The following is a 15,345-nucleotide window of genomic DNA, read 5'->3' on the forward strand; positions in this document are numbered from 1 at the left end:
CCCGACAGCGCGATCCCGCAGATCGCGGCGGACGATCCCCGCGTGATCCGGATGCGGACATTTTCCAAGGCCTACGGGCTGGCGGGCGCGCGGATCGGCTATGCGATCGGCCATCCCGACCTGATCGCCGGCTTCGAACGCATCCGCAACCATTTCGGCGTCAACCGGATGGCGCAGGCGGGCGCGCTGGCGGCGCTGCGCGATTCCGCCTGGCTGTCCGATATCCGGCACCAGGTGGGCAAGGCCCGCGACCGCCTCGCCGCCATCGCCGCCGCCAATGGCATGACCGCCCTGCCATCCGCGACCAATTTCGTGGCCGTCGATACCGGCCGCGACGGCGCCTTTTCGCGCCGCCTCGTCGCCGCGCTGGAACGGCAGGGGGTCTTCGTCCGCATGCCCGGCGTGCCGCCTCTGGACCGCTGCATCCGCATCAGCTGCGCCCCCGCGCCGGAGCTGGACATCCTGGCCGAGGCGCTGCCGCGCGCGCTGGCCGGTCTCTGAATTTCCGCGCAGCCGGTGCACGGGCTGTGCACGGGCTGTGCACATCCGGTGCACGCGGCATGCCCCGCAAGGCCCGCCCCTTGCCTTGGCCCCAATATCCCCGCCGGAGGCACCCGTCCTCGCCACGAAAGCCGGCGGCCCCGGCCAGGATCACATCGCCGCCAGTTGCGCCAGCGCCGCCTTCAGCCGCGCGATGTCGTCTTGCAGGACGACCAGTTTCCGGCGCGTCTCCTCGATCACCTCGGCCTCGGCATTGGCGGCGAATTTCGGGTTTTCCAGCCGCTTTTCCAGACCCTCGGCATCCTTTCGCGACCTGGCCAGGGCCTTCTGCAACCGTGCCGTCTCGGCCGCCACGTCGATGACATCGCCCAGCGGCAGGGCGAAACTGGCCCCTTGCGCCGAGACCGAGATCGTGCCCTTGCCCGCGGTCCCGTCGCGCGGCGCGTTCACGCGCGCAAGCCGTTCGATCAGCGGAGCGTTGGCGCTCAGCGCGGCGCGGGCCGCGTCATCCGCCTCGGTCACGACCAGATCCAGCGTCGCGCCCGCCGGAACCCCCATCTGCGCCCGCGCCGAGCGCAGCGCCTCGATCAGCGCGATCACCCAGTTCATTTCGCGATCCGATGCCGGATCGATCAGTTCGACGCCGTAATCCGGCCAGTCGCCGTGGACCAGCATCTTCCTCCGCTCGCCGGTCAGCGCCCAGAGTTCCTCGGTCACGAAAGGCATGATCGGGTGCAGCATCAGGTAGCACTGGTCCAGAACCCAGCCCATCGTGGCGCGGGTTTCCTCGGCGCAGGGACCATCGAACAGCGGCTTGGCGAATTCGACATACCAGTCGCAGACCTTGCCCCAGACAAAGGCATAAAGCCCGCTGGCCGCGTCGTTGAAACGATAGCCCTCCAGCGCCGCATCGGTCGTCATGCGGATGCGGGCGACCTCGCCGATGATCCAGCGATTGACATGATGACCGGGTTCGGGCCGCGCGCCGCCGCCGCGCACGCCGTTCATCTCGGCAAAGCGGGTGGCGTTCCAGATCTTGGTGACGAAATTGCGGAATCCCTCGACATGACGCGGCCCCAGCCTGGGATCGCGGCCCATCGCGGCCATGCTGGTCAGGGTCATGCGCAGCGCATCGGCGCCGTATTCGTCGATCAGATCCAGCGGGTCGATGACGTTGCCCTTCGACTTCGACATCTTCGCGCCCTTTTCGTCGCGCACCAGGCCGTGGACATAGACGGTGTGGAAGGGCACGTCGCCCGTCACCTCCAACTGCATCATCATCATCCGCGCGACCCAGAAGAAGATGATGTCGAACCCGGTGACGAGGACGTCGGTGGGGAAATATTTCTGCATTTCCGGTGTCTTGTCGGGCCAGCCCAGCGTGCCGACCGGCCAGAGCCCGGACGAGAACCAGGTGTCCAGAACGTCCGGGTCGCGCCAGACCGGATAGACCAGTTCGGTCGGATTCTGGGACAGATTGTATTCCGCAAGGCTTCTTGCCAGCGTTTCGACCGCGGCGGCGCGGTCGGCGACCTCGATCACGCGACTGGCCTCCAGCGGCGCCGGCAATCCTGCGATATCGTCGCGGAATTTCTGCACGATGCCTTTGAAATCGGCCGCGCAATGCTGGCGCTGGCCGGTATGGACCAATCCATCCACCAGCAATTCGAACAATTCGACCTCGTCCAGAGCGCCGTCGCCCTCGTCATCGACGAAGTTCTCGATCGACAGATCCAGCCCGTACCAGACCGGAATCTGGTGTCCCCACCAAAGCTGGCGACTGATGGTCCAGGGCTCGATGTTTTCCAGCCAGTTGAAATAGACCTTCTTGTGCTGCTCGGGCAGGATCTGCGTGCGCCCGTCGCGTACGGCGTCGATGGCGGGCTGGACGATCCGTTTCGTGTCCACGAACCACTGATCGGTCAGCATCGGCTCGATCACCACGCCGGAACGGTCGCCGAAAGGCTGCATGATCGGCTTGCTGTCGATCACCGGCGCGCCGTTGGCATCGGTGACGGCAAGCCCCTCGGCGGTGATCTCGTCGATGACCTGCCGGCGGGCCTCGAACCGGTCCAGCCCGCGCAGATGGTCGGGGACGAGATTGACGCCCGACACGTCGCCCACATCCTCGCCCTTCGCGGCGCGGGTCGCGATGGCGGCGCTGTCCGCATAGGGCAGCCCGTCCTCGCGCATCGCGCCTTTCGTGTCCATCAGCGCGTAAAGCGGGATGCCGTTGCGGGTGGCGACGCCGTAATCGTTGAAATCATGCGCGCCGGTGATCTTGACCGCGCCGCTGCCGAAATCGGGATCGGGGTATTCATCGGTGATGATCGGGATCAGCCGGCGATGTTCCCTGGGGCCGACCGGGATCTCGCACAGCTTGCCCACGATCGGGGCATAGCGGGCGTCGCCCGGATGGACCGCGACCGCGCCGTCGCCCAGCATGGTTTCGGGCCGCGTCGTGGCGATGCTGATGTAGTCCCGCGTCTCGCGCAGGGTGACGTTGCCGTCTTCGTCGCGCTCCACGTATTCATAGGTCTCGCCGCCGGCCAGCGGGTATTTGAAATGCCACATATGGCCGGGAACCTCGCGGTTCTCGACCTCCAGATCGCTGATCGCGGTTTCGAAATGCGGGTCCCAGTTCACCAGTCGCTTGCCGCGATAGATGATACCCTTGTTGTAGAGGTCGACGAAGACCCGGATCACCGCGTCGTGGAAATTGCCCTCCTCGCCGTCGGGCGCGCCCGGCGCGCCGGACATGGTAAAGGCGTTGCGCGACCAGTCGCAGGAGGCGCCCAGACGCTGCAACTGGTTGATGATCGTGTCCCCGGATTCCTGTTTCCACGCCCAGATCTTCTCGACAAAGGCGTCGCGCCCGATCTCGCGGCGGTTCGGTTCCTGCCGCTGCGCCATCTGTCGTTCCACCACCATCTGCGTGGCGATGCCGGCGTGATCCTGACCCGGCTGCCACAGCGTGTCGAAGCCGCGCATCCGGTGCCAGCGGACCAGGATGTCCTGCAACGTGTTGTTGAAGGCGTGGCCGATATGCAGGCTGCCGGTCACGTTGGGGGGCGGGATCATCACGGTGAAGGTGTCGGACCGCGAGGCGTTGGCGCCCGCGGCGAAGGCGCCCGTGCGTTCCCATTCGGCGCTGATCCGGGCCTCGGCGGCCTGCGCGTCAAAACTCTTGTCCATGTTCATGGCGGCATATCCCCTTGCTTGGCACAGGGATTAGCGAAGCCGGGCGGAAAGGCCAAGGGAATGTGGTGCGAATGCGGCGATGCAGTCAGCCGCCGGCGGTCAGTGAAAGCGGGCGGCGATCCTGTCCGCGGCGCGACACGGGGCTGGCGCGGCGACAGTTGCGGGCCGCGTCATTCCGCCGCCCGGCCGCGCGGCGCGGGCCGCGGGCCCAGCATCGTCCGGCTCATCCATTCACGATCCGGGGGGCTTCGCCGGACCCGTCCCGCGAAAGGCGAGGGCGGCGCCGGTGTCATGCGGCGCGATCAGGGGGCGGCCTGCCTGGGTCCGACCACGGCGAAATGCGCGCCCTGCGGATCGCGGGCGATGGCGATGAAGGCACCGCCGGGCACCTCTTGCGGACCGTGGATGACGGCGCCGCCGCCGGCCTCGATCCGGACCATCGCCTGGGTCACGCCGTCGGTGCCGAAATAGGGCAGCCACGCCGGTACCGGCGCATTGCCCATGCCCATCATGCCGCCGATATCCGTGCCGTCATGGCTGAAAAGCTGATAGGTTCCCATCTCGCCCATGTCGATGGGCCTCGATTTCGACCAGCCCAGCAACGCCGAATAGAAGGCGAATCCCGCCTTGGGGTCGGTGCTCATCAACTCGTTCCAGTTTCCATGCCCGGCCTTCGACTGATCGAACGCCTGGCCGCCTTGCGCGCCGTCTTCCATCGGCAGCGGTTGCAGGATGCCGAAAGCCGCGCCCTGCGGATCAGAGGCGATGGCGAAGCGCCCGGTGCCCGGGATGTCGGCCGGTTCGCGAAAGATGCGGCCGCCCGCCGCGATGATGTCGGCGGCGGCCCCGTCGGCATCCTCGACGGCGAAGTAGATCAGCCAGTTCGGCGGCATCTGCGAGACGTCGGGGGGCATCTCCATCAGCCCCGCCACCCGGTCGTCCCCCGCGCTGGCGAGGTGATAGGAAAAGTCGTCCATGCCCGCGTCCCGGATCGACCAGCCCAGAACCGCGCCGTAGAAATCTCCGGCGGCGGCAAGGTTGCCCTTGCTGGTGGTCAGTTCATACCAGCAAGGCTTTCCATGAAATCCGGCCATCTGCTCCTCCTCAGCTTTTGTCCATGACGGGCACGAAGCCGCCCCAGAACATGCGCATTCCGTCAAAGGGCATGTCGCCCATGTCCGCGCCGGCCATTTCGGCCTCCATTTCTTTCGCGGCCTTGTCGGCGGTGGCCCTGTCGGGCCATTCGATCCAGGAAAAGACCGGTGTCTCGCCCTCCTTCGCGTCGGCGGCACGGTAGAAGTCGGTCACCTTGCCATGCGGCACGTCGTCGCCCCAGTTCTCGACCATGTGGGTCGCACCCTTGTCGCGGAACATCTGCTCGGCGCTGCTGGCCATCCTGACATAGGCATCCTTGTTTTTCTCGGGGACGGCCAGAACGAAGCCCTGGACATAGCTGCCGGGCTTCGACGCGCCGAAGCTGTAGACAGGCACGAAGCCGCCCCAGAACATCCGCATTCCGTCGAAAGGCATCGGCGGCATGGCCTGAAAATCAGGATGATCCTGCATCTGCGCCCCTGCCTTGTCGGCTGTGGCCTTGTCGGGCCACTCGATCCAGGAAAAGACCGGGGTCTCGTCCTCCTTGCACTGGGTCGCACGATAGAAATCGGTCTGCCTGCCCTTCGGAATGTCTTCGCCCCAGCATTCGACCGCGCGCAAGGCGCCCAACTTCCTGAAGATCGGCCATGCCTGTTGCGCATGTTCGGTATAGGCGTCCTTGTTCGCGGTCGGTACCGCCTGAACGAAACCCCAGAAATACGTCATTTTCCCCTCCATTTCGGCGCGACGACGCGCCCGCGAATCGCATTCTGCGTCTTGTGGTATTAAAAAACAACTTATAGTATCAAGAAATGACTACCGACGGCCGAACTCCGCGCATCCGATATGACGAGGGATGCCTTGCCGCCCACGCGCTGAATGTCGTGGGCGATCGCTGGGCGCTGCTGATCGTCCGCGAGATGCTGCTGGGCCCGAAGCGCTTCCAGGCCCTGCGCCGTGGCCTGCCCGGGATCACGGCGGCGGTGATGACGCAGAGGCTGGCACAACTGGCCGAGGCTGGGGTGGTCGCGCACGACGCGACACTGGGCATCTATGCGCTGACCGAAAGCGGACGGGCGCTGCTGCCGGTGTTGCAGGCGATGTGCCGCTGGGGTGCGGCCCATCCCGGCCACGATCCGCGGCGTTTCATCAGCCCAACCGCGCTGATGATCTCGATGACGGCGATGATCGATAGCACGGCCGCGCAAGGGCGCGATGTCGCGGCGGCGTTCGTCATGCCGCGCGAGGGTTTCGTGCAGCGCCTGTCGGGCGATGGTGTCCTGCGCCCCGAGGTCGCGCCTGCGCCCATTGGCGATTTCGTGCTTGAAGGGGATGGCAACCGGCTGGCGATGGCGGTCTATGGTCCCGCGCCCCTGGCCGATCTGTCCGCGCGCGGCGTGATCGGACTGCGCGGCGACGCCGATGCGGCACAGCGTTTCGTGGATCTGTTCCGGTTGCGCGACGGTCGTGACCGCGATCAACCGGGGCGCGCGGAATCTTCGTGAAATCGTTACCGGTTTCGGGCTATGGACCGCCGAAATCCGCGATTCGCGCCCTTTTCCCCGTGAAACTGGAACAGCAAGGTGCCGATTGGGGTTTTCCACGCGGCCTTGGCCGAACCGAACGATACGCGAAAGGATCCCGCCGATGGGAGAAATGAAGACAGTCTGGGACAATCCGGCCGAGATCATCCGCAATCTTCAGCCCGAACATCCGCTGATGGTGTTCGCCCCGACCGTGCTTCAAAGCCGCGCCCGGACCTTTCTGGCAGGCTTTCCGGGATTGGTGACCTATGCCGTCAAGTCGAACCCCGACGAGGCCGTGATCCAGACCCTTGTCAGCGCCGGGATCAGGGGATTCGACGTGGCATCTCCTTTCGAGATCGACCTGATCGGCCGTGTCGCACCCCGCACCGCGCGCCATTACCACAACCCCGTCCGCGCCCGGCACGAGATCGCCCATGCGGTAGAGGCCGGGATCAGGGCATGGTCGGTGGACAGCCTCAGCGAACTGGAAAAGCTGTTCGCCCTGGTGCCTGCCGAGATCGATGGCAAGGGGGTCGAGATTTCGCCCCGCTTCAAGCTGCCGGTTCTGGGCGCGGCCTATGATTTCGGCTCGAAGTTCGGCGCGACGCCGGATCTGGCGGCCGAGTTGCTGGGGCTGGTGGCCCGTCGCGGCTATGTGCCCTCGCTGACCTTCCATCCGGGCACGCAATGCGTCGATCCGATTGCCTGGGAAAGCTATATCAGCGTGGCGAAGGAAATCTGCGACATGGCGGGCGTCCGGGCGCAACGGCTGAATGTCGGCGGCGGTTTCCCCTCGCATCGGGTCATTGGCGTCGAGCCCGACCTGCAATCCATCTTTACGGAGATCGCCGATACGGTGGCCGACAGCTTTGGCGATGACGCGCCGGATCTGGTCTGCGAACCGGGTCGCGGCCTTTGCGCCGATGCCTTTTCGCTGATCACCCGCGTCAAGGGTATCCGCGATGGCGCCGCCGTCTTTCTCAACGATGGCGTCTATGGCGGGCTGGCCGAACTGCCGATCATCGGCAATATCGACCGTATCCAGGTGCTGGACCCCAGGGGCCAATCGCGCGACGGCGAACGCAGCGGGCGCGTATTGTTCGGCCCGACCTGCGATTCCGTGGACCGGCTGCCTGGCGAACTGGCGCTGCCCGCCGACATCGAAGAGGGCGATTTCGTCATCTTCCACGGCGCCGGAGCCTATTCGACGGTCACGAACACGCGCTTCAACGGCTTTGGTGCGATGAGCCACGCGACCGTGATGGCGCTGGAGTAATTGTTTCCTCACGCTCGCATGCTAGCGTCGGAGGATGGTAACGATTCGCCCGGTTCAGATTCACGTCGTGCTGATGGACGGCACCTTCGCCTCGCTCGATGATGGGCGGCGGTCGTCGATCGGACGTATCCACCGGCTGCTGACCGGCCTTTTCGGCCCTCTGCCCGGTCCGCGGCCACGTATCCATTACGGTCTGGGCCAGCAATGGAACCGCTGGCGAACCCTGCCCGAACTGGCCATGGGCCGGGCAATGGAGGCGCGGATCATCGACGCCTATGGCTGGCTTGCCTCGGGGTATCGTCCGGGCGACCAGATCTTTCTGTTCGGCTATTCCCGCGGCGCCTTTGCGGTGCGCAGTCTCGCCGGCATGATCGGGCGGATCGGCCTGCTGCGCGCGGATGCGGCCACCGAACGCAACACGCGCCTGGCATGGCGGTATTATCGCGACGGCGGATCGGAAAAAGCCATCGCCGCCTTCCACCGACGGCGTTGCCGGTCCGAGGTGCCGATTCGCATGGTCGGCTGTTTCGACACGGTGATGGCGCTTGGGCTGCGGTTGCCGCTGCTGTGGATGCTGACCGAGCCGCGCTTTCGCTTTCACGATCCGCATCTGGGCGGCCAGGTGGAATACGGGTTTCAGGCGTTGGCTCTGGACGAGACGCGGGCTGCCTTTGCGCCGCTGCTCTGGGACGATGCCGGCGGCGCCGGCCATATCGAACAGATGTGGTTTCGTGGCGCCCACGCCGATATCGGCGGACAGCTCAGCGGACTGGAATTTGCCCGTCCGCTGGCGAATATCCCGCTGGTCTGGATGCTGGAGAAGGCCGAAGGCGCGGGCCTGCCGCTGCCCCATGACTGGCAGGCACATTTCCCCGGCGATCCGACCGCGCCCGGTATCGGCTCATGGCGCAAATGGGGCAAGGCATTCCTCTCGCGTGCGCCGCGCGTGGCCGGAACCATCGCCAGCGAGGCTCTGCATCCGACGGTGCCCGATCCCTATCCCGGCCCGGCACTGCTGACCGGTCATCTGGCCGGTCACGCACTGGACATGCCGCGCCGAATATCGCGCCGCTGGAAGCGCGCGCAGCCCGCATCGGACGCCGCCTCGGACAATATCTGAGCGCCGGATCGGCCAAAGCCCGAAACGCGAAGCCCGCGACCCGGATCCCAAGTCCGCGCGCGACGTCGGTGACGCGGCGATGCAGAAGCCTCTGGCGCGTCCTGATTGGGCCAACCTTTGGACCTCTCTGGAGCAGGTAGGCATCGCCGCGCCCGCCCCAAGGGATGCCGGGCCACGACTTTCCGGCGTCTTCAGGCCGGGCCGGTTCGGATCGGCAAGCGCGGCTTCAGGCCACTGCCTCCAGTTCGCGGACGGGTTGCACGCCAAGTGCGGCGCAGACGTCGCGGGTCATTTCGGGCCGGTTCAGCGTATAGAAATGCAGCCGGTCCACGCCGCCCTCGATCAGCGTGTCACACAACTCGGCGCAAATGGCGGTGGCCAGAAGCCGTTCGCGGTCGCCGCCGTCGCGGATTGCGGCTGCAAAGGCATCCTCGGCCCAGGCGGGAATGGTCGTGCCGCAGCTTTGCGCGAACCGTTTGGCGCCCGCCCAGCCCTGAATCGGCAGAATGCCGGGAATGATCGGCACGTCGATGCCCGCCTTGTCGCATTTGTCGCGGAAACGGAAAAAGGTTTCGGCCTCGAAGAAGAACTGGGTGATGGCGCTGGTCGCACCGGCGTCGATCTTGCGTTTCAGCCAGGCGACATCGGCGTCACCATCGGCACTGTCGGGATGCGGTTCGGGATAGGCGCCGACACGGATCGTCATGTCGCCCCGGGCGGCGATCGCCTCGATCAGTTCGACCGAATTGACGAAGCCGTCATCGTGCGGCGTGAAGCGGTCCTGCCCCTTGGGCGCATCGCCGCGCAGGGCCACGATTTCGCGGATTCCGGCATCGGCATAGGATTGCACGATCTCCATCGTCTCGGCGCGCGTGGCCTCGACGCAGGTCAGGTGGGCGGCGACGTTCAGCCCGTAATGGCGGTTGATCGTCGTCACCGCGTCATGGGTCAGCTTGCGCGTGGTGCCGCCCGCGCCATAGGTGACCGACACGAAATCGGGGTTCAGCGGGGCCAGGGCGCGCGCGGCTTCCCACAGACGGAACGAGGCGTCCAGCGTCTTGGGCGGAAAGAATTCGAAGCTGATCTTCGGCGCGGTGCGGGTCATGGCGATTCCTTTGTCTTGCGCCTCTTGTGCCATCATCGGGGCCGTGAGACAAATTCATAATTCTCAAGATAAACTTGAAACGGGCTCAACATGCATCTGGAACTGCGCCATCTGCGAACGGTTCAGGCGATCCACGAACAGGGTGGCCTGGCGCGGGCGGCCGAAGTACTGAACATCACCCAATCGGCGCTGTCGCATCAGGTCAAGGCGCTGGAGCAGCAGGCCGGGGTGGAACTGTTCGTTCGCCGGGCCAAGCCGATGCGGCTGTCTGCGGCCGGAATGCGCGTCCTGCGGCTGGCCGAGCAGGTATTGCCCATGGTCGCGGCGACCGAAGCCGAGTTCAAGGGCGTCGAGGCAGGCCGAATCGGCCGGCTGCATATCGCGATGGAATGCCACGCCTGTTTCGACTGGCTGCTGCCGGTGCTGGACATCTTCCGCCGGGCATGGCCCGACGTGGACGTGGACATCCGCCAGCGGCTGGCCTTCGGCGCGCTGCCCGCGCTGGCGCGCGAAGAGGTCGATCTGGTCATCTCGTCCGACCCCGAGGATGTGCCGGGCGTGATCTACCAGCCGCTATTCGACTATGCGCCCACGCTGGTGGTCCCGGCCGGGCATCCGCTGACCATCAAGGGCTATGCCGACCCGCGGGATCTGGCGGATGAAACGCTGATCACCTATCCGATGGAGCGTGCGCGGCTGGACGTGTTCAGCCAGTTCCTGACCCCCGCCGGGATCGAGCCCGCCCGCCAGCGCACGGTGGAACTGACGGCGGTGTCGCTGATGCTGGTCGCCTCTCGGCGAGGTGTGGCGGTGATGCCCGACTGGGTTCTGCGTCGCGAATCCGCCAATCCCGATATCGCCATGTTGCCTCTGGGCCCGGGCGGCATCCTGCGCCGCCTCTATGCCGCGATCCGCGAAGAGGATCTGTCGCAGCCCTACATGGCCCATGTCCTGCGGCTTTCGCGCACCGAGCCGCTGCGGATGCTGCGTGGTTCGGCCTCGTGACGCCGCGCGCGGCTTCACATTCCGCGCGCCAGCCCCTATGAGGCGGCGATCCCCATTCCGGAGCATGTGATGGCAAGCGCCAATCTGAACGTCATGATCAAGGCCGCCCGCAAGGCGGGACGCGCGCTGGTCAAGGATTTCCGCGAGGTCGAGAACCTCCAGGTCAGCGTCAAGGGCGCGGGCGATTTCGTGACCCGCGCCGACCGCGAGGCCGAGCGGGTCATCAAGGAGGAACTGCGCAACGCGCGGCCCAATTACGGCTGGCTGGGCGAAGAGACCGGCGAGGATGCTGGCGAGGATCCGACGCGGCGCTGGATCGTCGATCCGCTGGACGGGACCACCAATTTCCTGCACGGCCTGCCGCACTGGGCCGTCAGCATCGCGCTGGAGCACAAGAGGGAAATCGTCGCGGCGGTGATCTTCGATGCCGCCAAGGACGAGCTGTTCACCGCCGAAAAGGGTGCCGGCGCCTTCATGAACGACCAGCGCCTCCGCGTCTCGGGCCGGCGCCATCTGGGCGAGGCGCTGTTCGCCACGGGCATTCCCTTCGCCGGGCGCGGTCCCTTGCCGGCCGCCTTGCAGGATCTGGCCCGGCTGATGCCGATCAGCGCCGGTGTCCGCCGCCTGGGCGCGGCCTCGCTGGATCTGGCCTATGTCGCGGCCGGGCGATACGATGGCTACTGGGAACGCGGCAACAAGCCCTGGGACGTGGCGGCGGGCATTCTGATTGTGCGCGAGGCCGGCGGTTTCGTCGAAGGCATCGGCGAGGGCGACGATGCGCTGGAAACGGGCCGCATGATTGCCGCCAATCCGCAGATATTCCAGCCCTTCGCCAAGGTGATTCGCAGCCGCGACTGACCGCGCGGTCGCGCCGGGCCGATCTGCGGCAAGCGCATTCCGGCCATGACTTGACGTAGCCTCGCGCGCCGCGCATGGGCGGTATACAGAGGACCGCGCCCATGCCCGACGATCGTCACGACCCGCCCCATGCCGCCTCGGCGGCCGCGGCCTCTGCGCCGCCGCCCGTGCCGCCGCGGATGTCCCCGCCCGCGCAGGACAGGACCGGGCTGGGGATCCTGCTGATGTCCGCCAGCGCGCTGATCTTTTCGATGCAGGATGGCTTTTCGCGGGTGCTGGGCGCGGAATATCCGCCGGTTCTTGTGGTGATGATCCGATACTGGGTCTTCGCGGCTTTCGTCATCGTCTTGGTCTCGCGTCAGCCGGGCGGTCTGAGGCGGGCGGTGCGCACCAGGCGGCCGCTGACGCAGATCGCGCGGGGCGTGCTTCTGGTGCTGGAGGTCGTGGTCATGGTCGAGGCTTTCGTCCGCCTCGGCCTGGTCGAGACGCAGGCCGTCTTCATCGCCTATCCGCTGCTGGTCGCGGCCCTCTCCGGCCCGGTCCTGGGCGAGAAGGTCGGCTGGCGCCGCTGGGCGGCGATCGGGATCGGCTTTTCGGGCATTCTCGTGATCCTGCAACCCGGCGGCGGCGTCATGCGGATCGAATCGCTGCTGCCCTTTCTCGCGGCGTTCATGTTCGCGCTCTATGGTTTGCTGACGCGGCATGTCTCGCGCGACGATCCCTCGATGGTCAGCTTCTTCTGGACCGGCGTCGCGGGGGCGGTGGCGATCACGCTGATCGGGATCTGGGACTGGCGCTGGCTGGCGCCGGTGGACTGGATCTGGATGGCGGGATTGTGCATCTGCGGCATGAGCTCGCATTATCTGATGATCCGCGCCTATGAATTGGCCGAGGCTTCCGCGCTGCAGCCCTTTGCCTACACGCAACTGGTCTGGGCCAGTCTGATCGGCGTGTTCGTCTTCGGCGAGGTGCTGCGCCCCAGCGTCGTTCTGGGTGCCATGATCGTGGTGTTGGCCGGCCTGTTCACGCTGTGGCGCGCAAGGGTCAGATCGGCCTGAGACCTCGAGGCGCAGCACCGGGGACCGGAACGAGATGTCGGCCCGGTGCGCCCGACCGATTGCGGATGCCTGGCGCCGTTCCTGACCACGCCTCAATCGGACGCGACCGCCTCGACCGCAGGATTGATCCAGCCTTCGGGCAGGCGTGGCCCGATGAAGGGTTTTCCGGGTGGCCGGGACGACAGCGCCAGCGTCAGCCGCAGCGGCGGCGGCGGCATCAGCCCGCCGCCGGTCAGATCGAAGGTCGGCACGATCGGGGCGGGCTTGCCGCTGATGCGGGCGCGATAGATCGCCATCGCCTCGGTCACGCGCATGACATAGTTGCGCGTCTCGTCGAAGGGGATCAGTTCGACCCAGTCCACCGGATCGAAATCGCGCCGCAGATCGCCGAAATCCGACAGCCAGCGCGCCGGCCGGCCGGGCCCGGCATTGTAGCCCGAGGCGGTCAGCGCGGTCGAGGTCCCGAACCTTTCGCGCAGGCCCTCCAGATAGGCGGCGCCCAGCCGGGCATTATAGGCCGGATCGGCGGTCAGCCGCGGCAGGTCGTAGGGCAGGCGCAATCGGCGGGCCATCTGTTCGGCCGTTCCGGGCATCAGCTGCATCAAACCGCGCGCGCCGACCGGGCTGCTGGCCGTGTGGTTGAATTCGGATTCCTGTCGCGCGATCGACAGGATCAGTTCGGGAGGCAGCCCCAGATCGGCCTTTTCCAGCCCGGTCAGCGGGAATTGCGCGGCGGGATAGATCACGCCCTTGCCGGCGGCCTGCTTGGACAGGCGCAGGCCATGCCAGGGCGCCCGCGCCTCGATCATCAGCCGGGCCATGCGGGCGATGTCCTCGGGCTCGGCCGTTTGCGAAAGTTGCAGGAAAAATCGCTGTGCTTCATCCACCCGCCCGACCGCCAGCAGCCACAGCCCGGCGCGAAAGACGTCGTTCTCGGCCAGCCGAGCGCCGCGCCAGTCGGGCAGGGTCTCGACCGCCTTGCCGGGGACCGCAAAGGCGGGCGGCATGGTGGCGCGAACCTTTTCTGCGGCAAGCTGGCCATAGAAGACGCCGGGCTGCCGCGCCGCCCCGGCATAGGCTGCCCGCGCCGCCGCCTGATCGCCAAGCGCCTCTTGTGCGCGGCCCTGCCAGTAAAGCGCCCGCGCAGTGCTGATCGCGCTGCCGACGACGGTTTCCAGATGGCGGAAATGATCCAGCGCCCGCTGCCCCGCGCCCTGATGCAGCGCCGCGAATCCGGCCAGCCATTCAAGGTCGGAATAATGCGGATTGTCCGGCGTCAGGAAATGCTGCGCGGCCAGCCTTTCGGCCAGCGCCCAGTCGCCCTGCCGCATCGCCAGGCGCGCGTAGTCGACCCGCATCTGCGCCCAGAGTTCGGGCACCCGCAATGCCTCGGCGCTGGTCGAGGCCGCAAGCATCAGATCCCGCGCGCCGTCGTGGAACTTTGCCTTCACCCGCCACCGAAAGCGGTCCATGGTCAGGCCGGGATCCTCGCGCTGGTCGGCCGGCAGGGCAAGGATCATGTCATCGACACCCGGCTGGCGCGCCTGAAGCGCGATCCGGGCGGCGATCAGGGGGCGGTCGGTCTGGGGCAGGCGTTCCAGCAGCCGCTGGGCCTGCGCCCATTCCTGCCGGTCCAGCATGGCCACCGCGCGCGCCGTCATCAGCGGCGCAAGTTCTTCGCCATAGCGATCCAGGAACGCCGTTTCTTCCTCGCCTTCCAGCGGTGTTTCGGTCCAGAACCGTGCGCGTTCGGCGCGGGCCTCGTCGGGGTCCAGAACCGCCAGCAACGCGGTTTCGGCGCGCAGCGACCGGGGCGGCTCATCGCCCAGCCAGTCGCGGATGTCGGCCTCGGGCAGGGTGGCGGGCAGTTTCGCCTCGCCGCGTCTGCGCAACAGGTTCAGACCTGGCCAATCCGGATGCCGGCGGATGAAGGCGAGGTAATCGGCGAAATCGCCGTAGCCCGCGCGCAGGGCCTGCCAGCCGACCAGCGATTCGGCCACGGGGCCCGACCGTTTCGCAGCATCGCGCGCGGTCACCCAGTCGCGCACATCGGCGGCGGCCAGCGCCAGCGCCAGCGCGCCGCGCTCTTCGGCGTGGGCGGGGGTGGCAAGCGGCAGGGCGGCAATCAGCCCTGCGGCCAGAATGTCACGCAGAAATCCCATCTCCACCCCATCTCGCCGCCCGACGCCCGCGACGCAATTCACAACCTTGGCAAGACCGGCGCCGGGGGCTAGTTAGGCGCGGCGAAATCCAATCTTCAAGGAGCGTGTCATGTTCAAGGGATCTTTGCCCGCGCTGGTCACGCCGTTCACCCCGGACGGCGAGCTGGATCTGGACACGCTGAAGATGCTGGTCGAATGGCATGTGGATCAGGGCAGCCACGGTCTGGTGCCGGTCGGCACCACCGGCGAAAGCCCGACGCTGACCCATGACGAACACCGGCTGGTCATCGAAGAGGTGGTCAGATCCGCTGCCGGTCGCATCCCGGTAATCGCGGGGGCGGGGTCCAACTCGACCCGCGAGGGGATCGGCCTGATCCGGCACGCGGCCGATGTCGGCGCGGATGCCGCGCTGGTGGTGACGCCCTATTACAACAAGCC

The 15,345-nt window shown here is 66.8% G+C and carries 13 protein-coding genes; 8 read left to right on the forward strand and 5 right to left on the reverse strand.

The genetic code is table 11. From position 1 onward, the window contains the following. Positions 1-501: aminotransferase class I/II-fold pyridoxal phosphate-dependent enzyme (locus B4L36_RS02215; RefSeq protein ID WP_292951704.1), on the forward strand; the 501-nt coding region annotated here is incomplete at its 5' end. A gap of 150 nt (positions 502-651) precedes the next feature. On the opposite strand, the gene B4L36_RS02220 is transcribed toward B4L36_RS02215, so the two are convergent. From B4L36_RS02220 to B4L36_RS02230, 3 genes are all read right to left on the reverse strand, one after another. Further along, positions 652-3,702 (reverse strand): valine--tRNA ligase, encoded by a 3,051-nt coding sequence (locus B4L36_RS02220; protein ID WP_292951707.1) that lies wholly within the window; start codon positions 3,700-3,702, stop codon positions 652-654. Between the two features lie 302 nt (positions 3,703-4,004). After that, positions 4,005-4,796, reverse strand: coding sequence for a VOC family protein (locus tag B4L36_RS02225; RefSeq protein WP_292951710.1), 792 nt, complete (start codon positions 4,794-4,796; stop codon positions 4,005-4,007). Between the two features lie 10 nt (positions 4,797-4,806). Then, complete coding sequence (locus B4L36_RS02230) at positions 4,807-5,523, reverse strand: DUF1428 domain-containing protein (protein ID WP_292951713.1); 717 nt, start codon at positions 5,521-5,523, stop codon at positions 4,807-4,809. An 86-nt stretch (positions 5,524-5,609) separates the two neighbouring features. Between B4L36_RS02230 and B4L36_RS02235 the strand changes: the two genes are divergently transcribed. From B4L36_RS02235 to B4L36_RS02245, 3 genes are all read left to right on the forward strand, one after another. Beyond that, the gene (locus B4L36_RS02235; RefSeq protein ID WP_292951716.1) at positions 5,610-6,302 is read left to right on the forward strand and encodes a winged helix-turn-helix transcriptional regulator; all 693 of its coding nucleotides are present in this window, start codon (positions 5,610-5,612) and stop codon (positions 6,300-6,302) included. Between the two features lie 142 nt (positions 6,303-6,444). Continuing rightward, entirely contained in the window at positions 6,445-7,599 is a 1,155-nt protein-coding gene (locus tag B4L36_RS02240) for a type III PLP-dependent enzyme (protein WP_292951719.1), read from the forward strand. A gap of 34 nt (positions 7,600-7,633) precedes the next feature. After that, positions 7,634-8,719: a DUF2235 domain-containing protein gene (locus B4L36_RS02245; protein ID WP_292951722.1), complete on the forward strand. Its 1,086-nt coding sequence runs from the start codon at positions 7,634-7,636 to the stop codon at positions 8,717-8,719. A gap of 226 nt (positions 8,720-8,945) precedes the next feature. On the opposite strand, the gene metF is transcribed toward B4L36_RS02245, so the two are convergent. Then, positions 8,946-9,824: a methylenetetrahydrofolate reductase [NAD(P)H] gene (metF, locus tag B4L36_RS02250; protein ID WP_292951725.1), complete on the reverse strand. Its 879-nt coding sequence runs from the start codon at positions 9,822-9,824 to the stop codon at positions 8,946-8,948. 90 nt (positions 9,825-9,914) lie between these two features. On the opposite strand from metF, the gene B4L36_RS02255 reads away from it, so the two are divergent. The 3 genes from B4L36_RS02255 to B4L36_RS02265 all read left to right on the forward strand — a co-directional run bounded on the left by B4L36_RS02255 (position 9,915) and on the right by B4L36_RS02265 (position 12,745). After that, positions 9,915-10,829 (forward strand): LysR family transcriptional regulator, encoded by a 915-nt coding sequence (locus tag B4L36_RS02255; RefSeq protein ID WP_292951728.1) that lies wholly within the window; start codon positions 9,915-9,917, stop codon positions 10,827-10,829. 66 nt (positions 10,830-10,895) lie between these two features. Further along, the gene (locus tag B4L36_RS02260) at positions 10,896-11,687 is read left to right on the forward strand and encodes an inositol monophosphatase family protein (protein ID WP_292951731.1); all 792 of its coding nucleotides are present in this window, start codon (positions 10,896-10,898) and stop codon (positions 11,685-11,687) included. A 101-nt stretch (positions 11,688-11,788) separates the two neighbouring features. Continuing rightward, a complete protein-coding gene (locus B4L36_RS02265; RefSeq protein ID WP_292951734.1) occupies positions 11,789-12,745 on the forward strand; it encodes a DMT family transporter in 957 nt (318 codons plus the stop codon). Positions 12,746-12,837: 92 nt separating this feature from the next. Here B4L36_RS02265 and B4L36_RS02270 read toward each other — a convergent pair whose 3' ends face one another. Further along, the gene (locus B4L36_RS02270; protein WP_292951737.1) at positions 12,838-14,907 is read right to left on the reverse strand and encodes a lytic transglycosylase domain-containing protein; all 2,070 of its coding nucleotides are present in this window, start codon (positions 14,905-14,907) and stop codon (positions 12,838-12,840) included. Positions 14,908-15,016: 109 nt separating this feature from the next. Between B4L36_RS02270 and B4L36_RS02275 the strand changes: the two genes are divergently transcribed. Continuing rightward, a partial coding sequence (locus tag B4L36_RS02275) for a dihydrodipicolinate synthase family protein (RefSeq protein ID WP_292951739.1) occupies positions 15,017-15,345 on the forward strand: 329 nt, incomplete at its 3' end.

It is taken from the genome of Paracoccus sp. UBA889, from assembly GCA_002294185.1.
Lineage (GTDB): Bacteria > Pseudomonadota > Alphaproteobacteria > Rhodobacterales > Rhodobacteraceae > Paracoccus.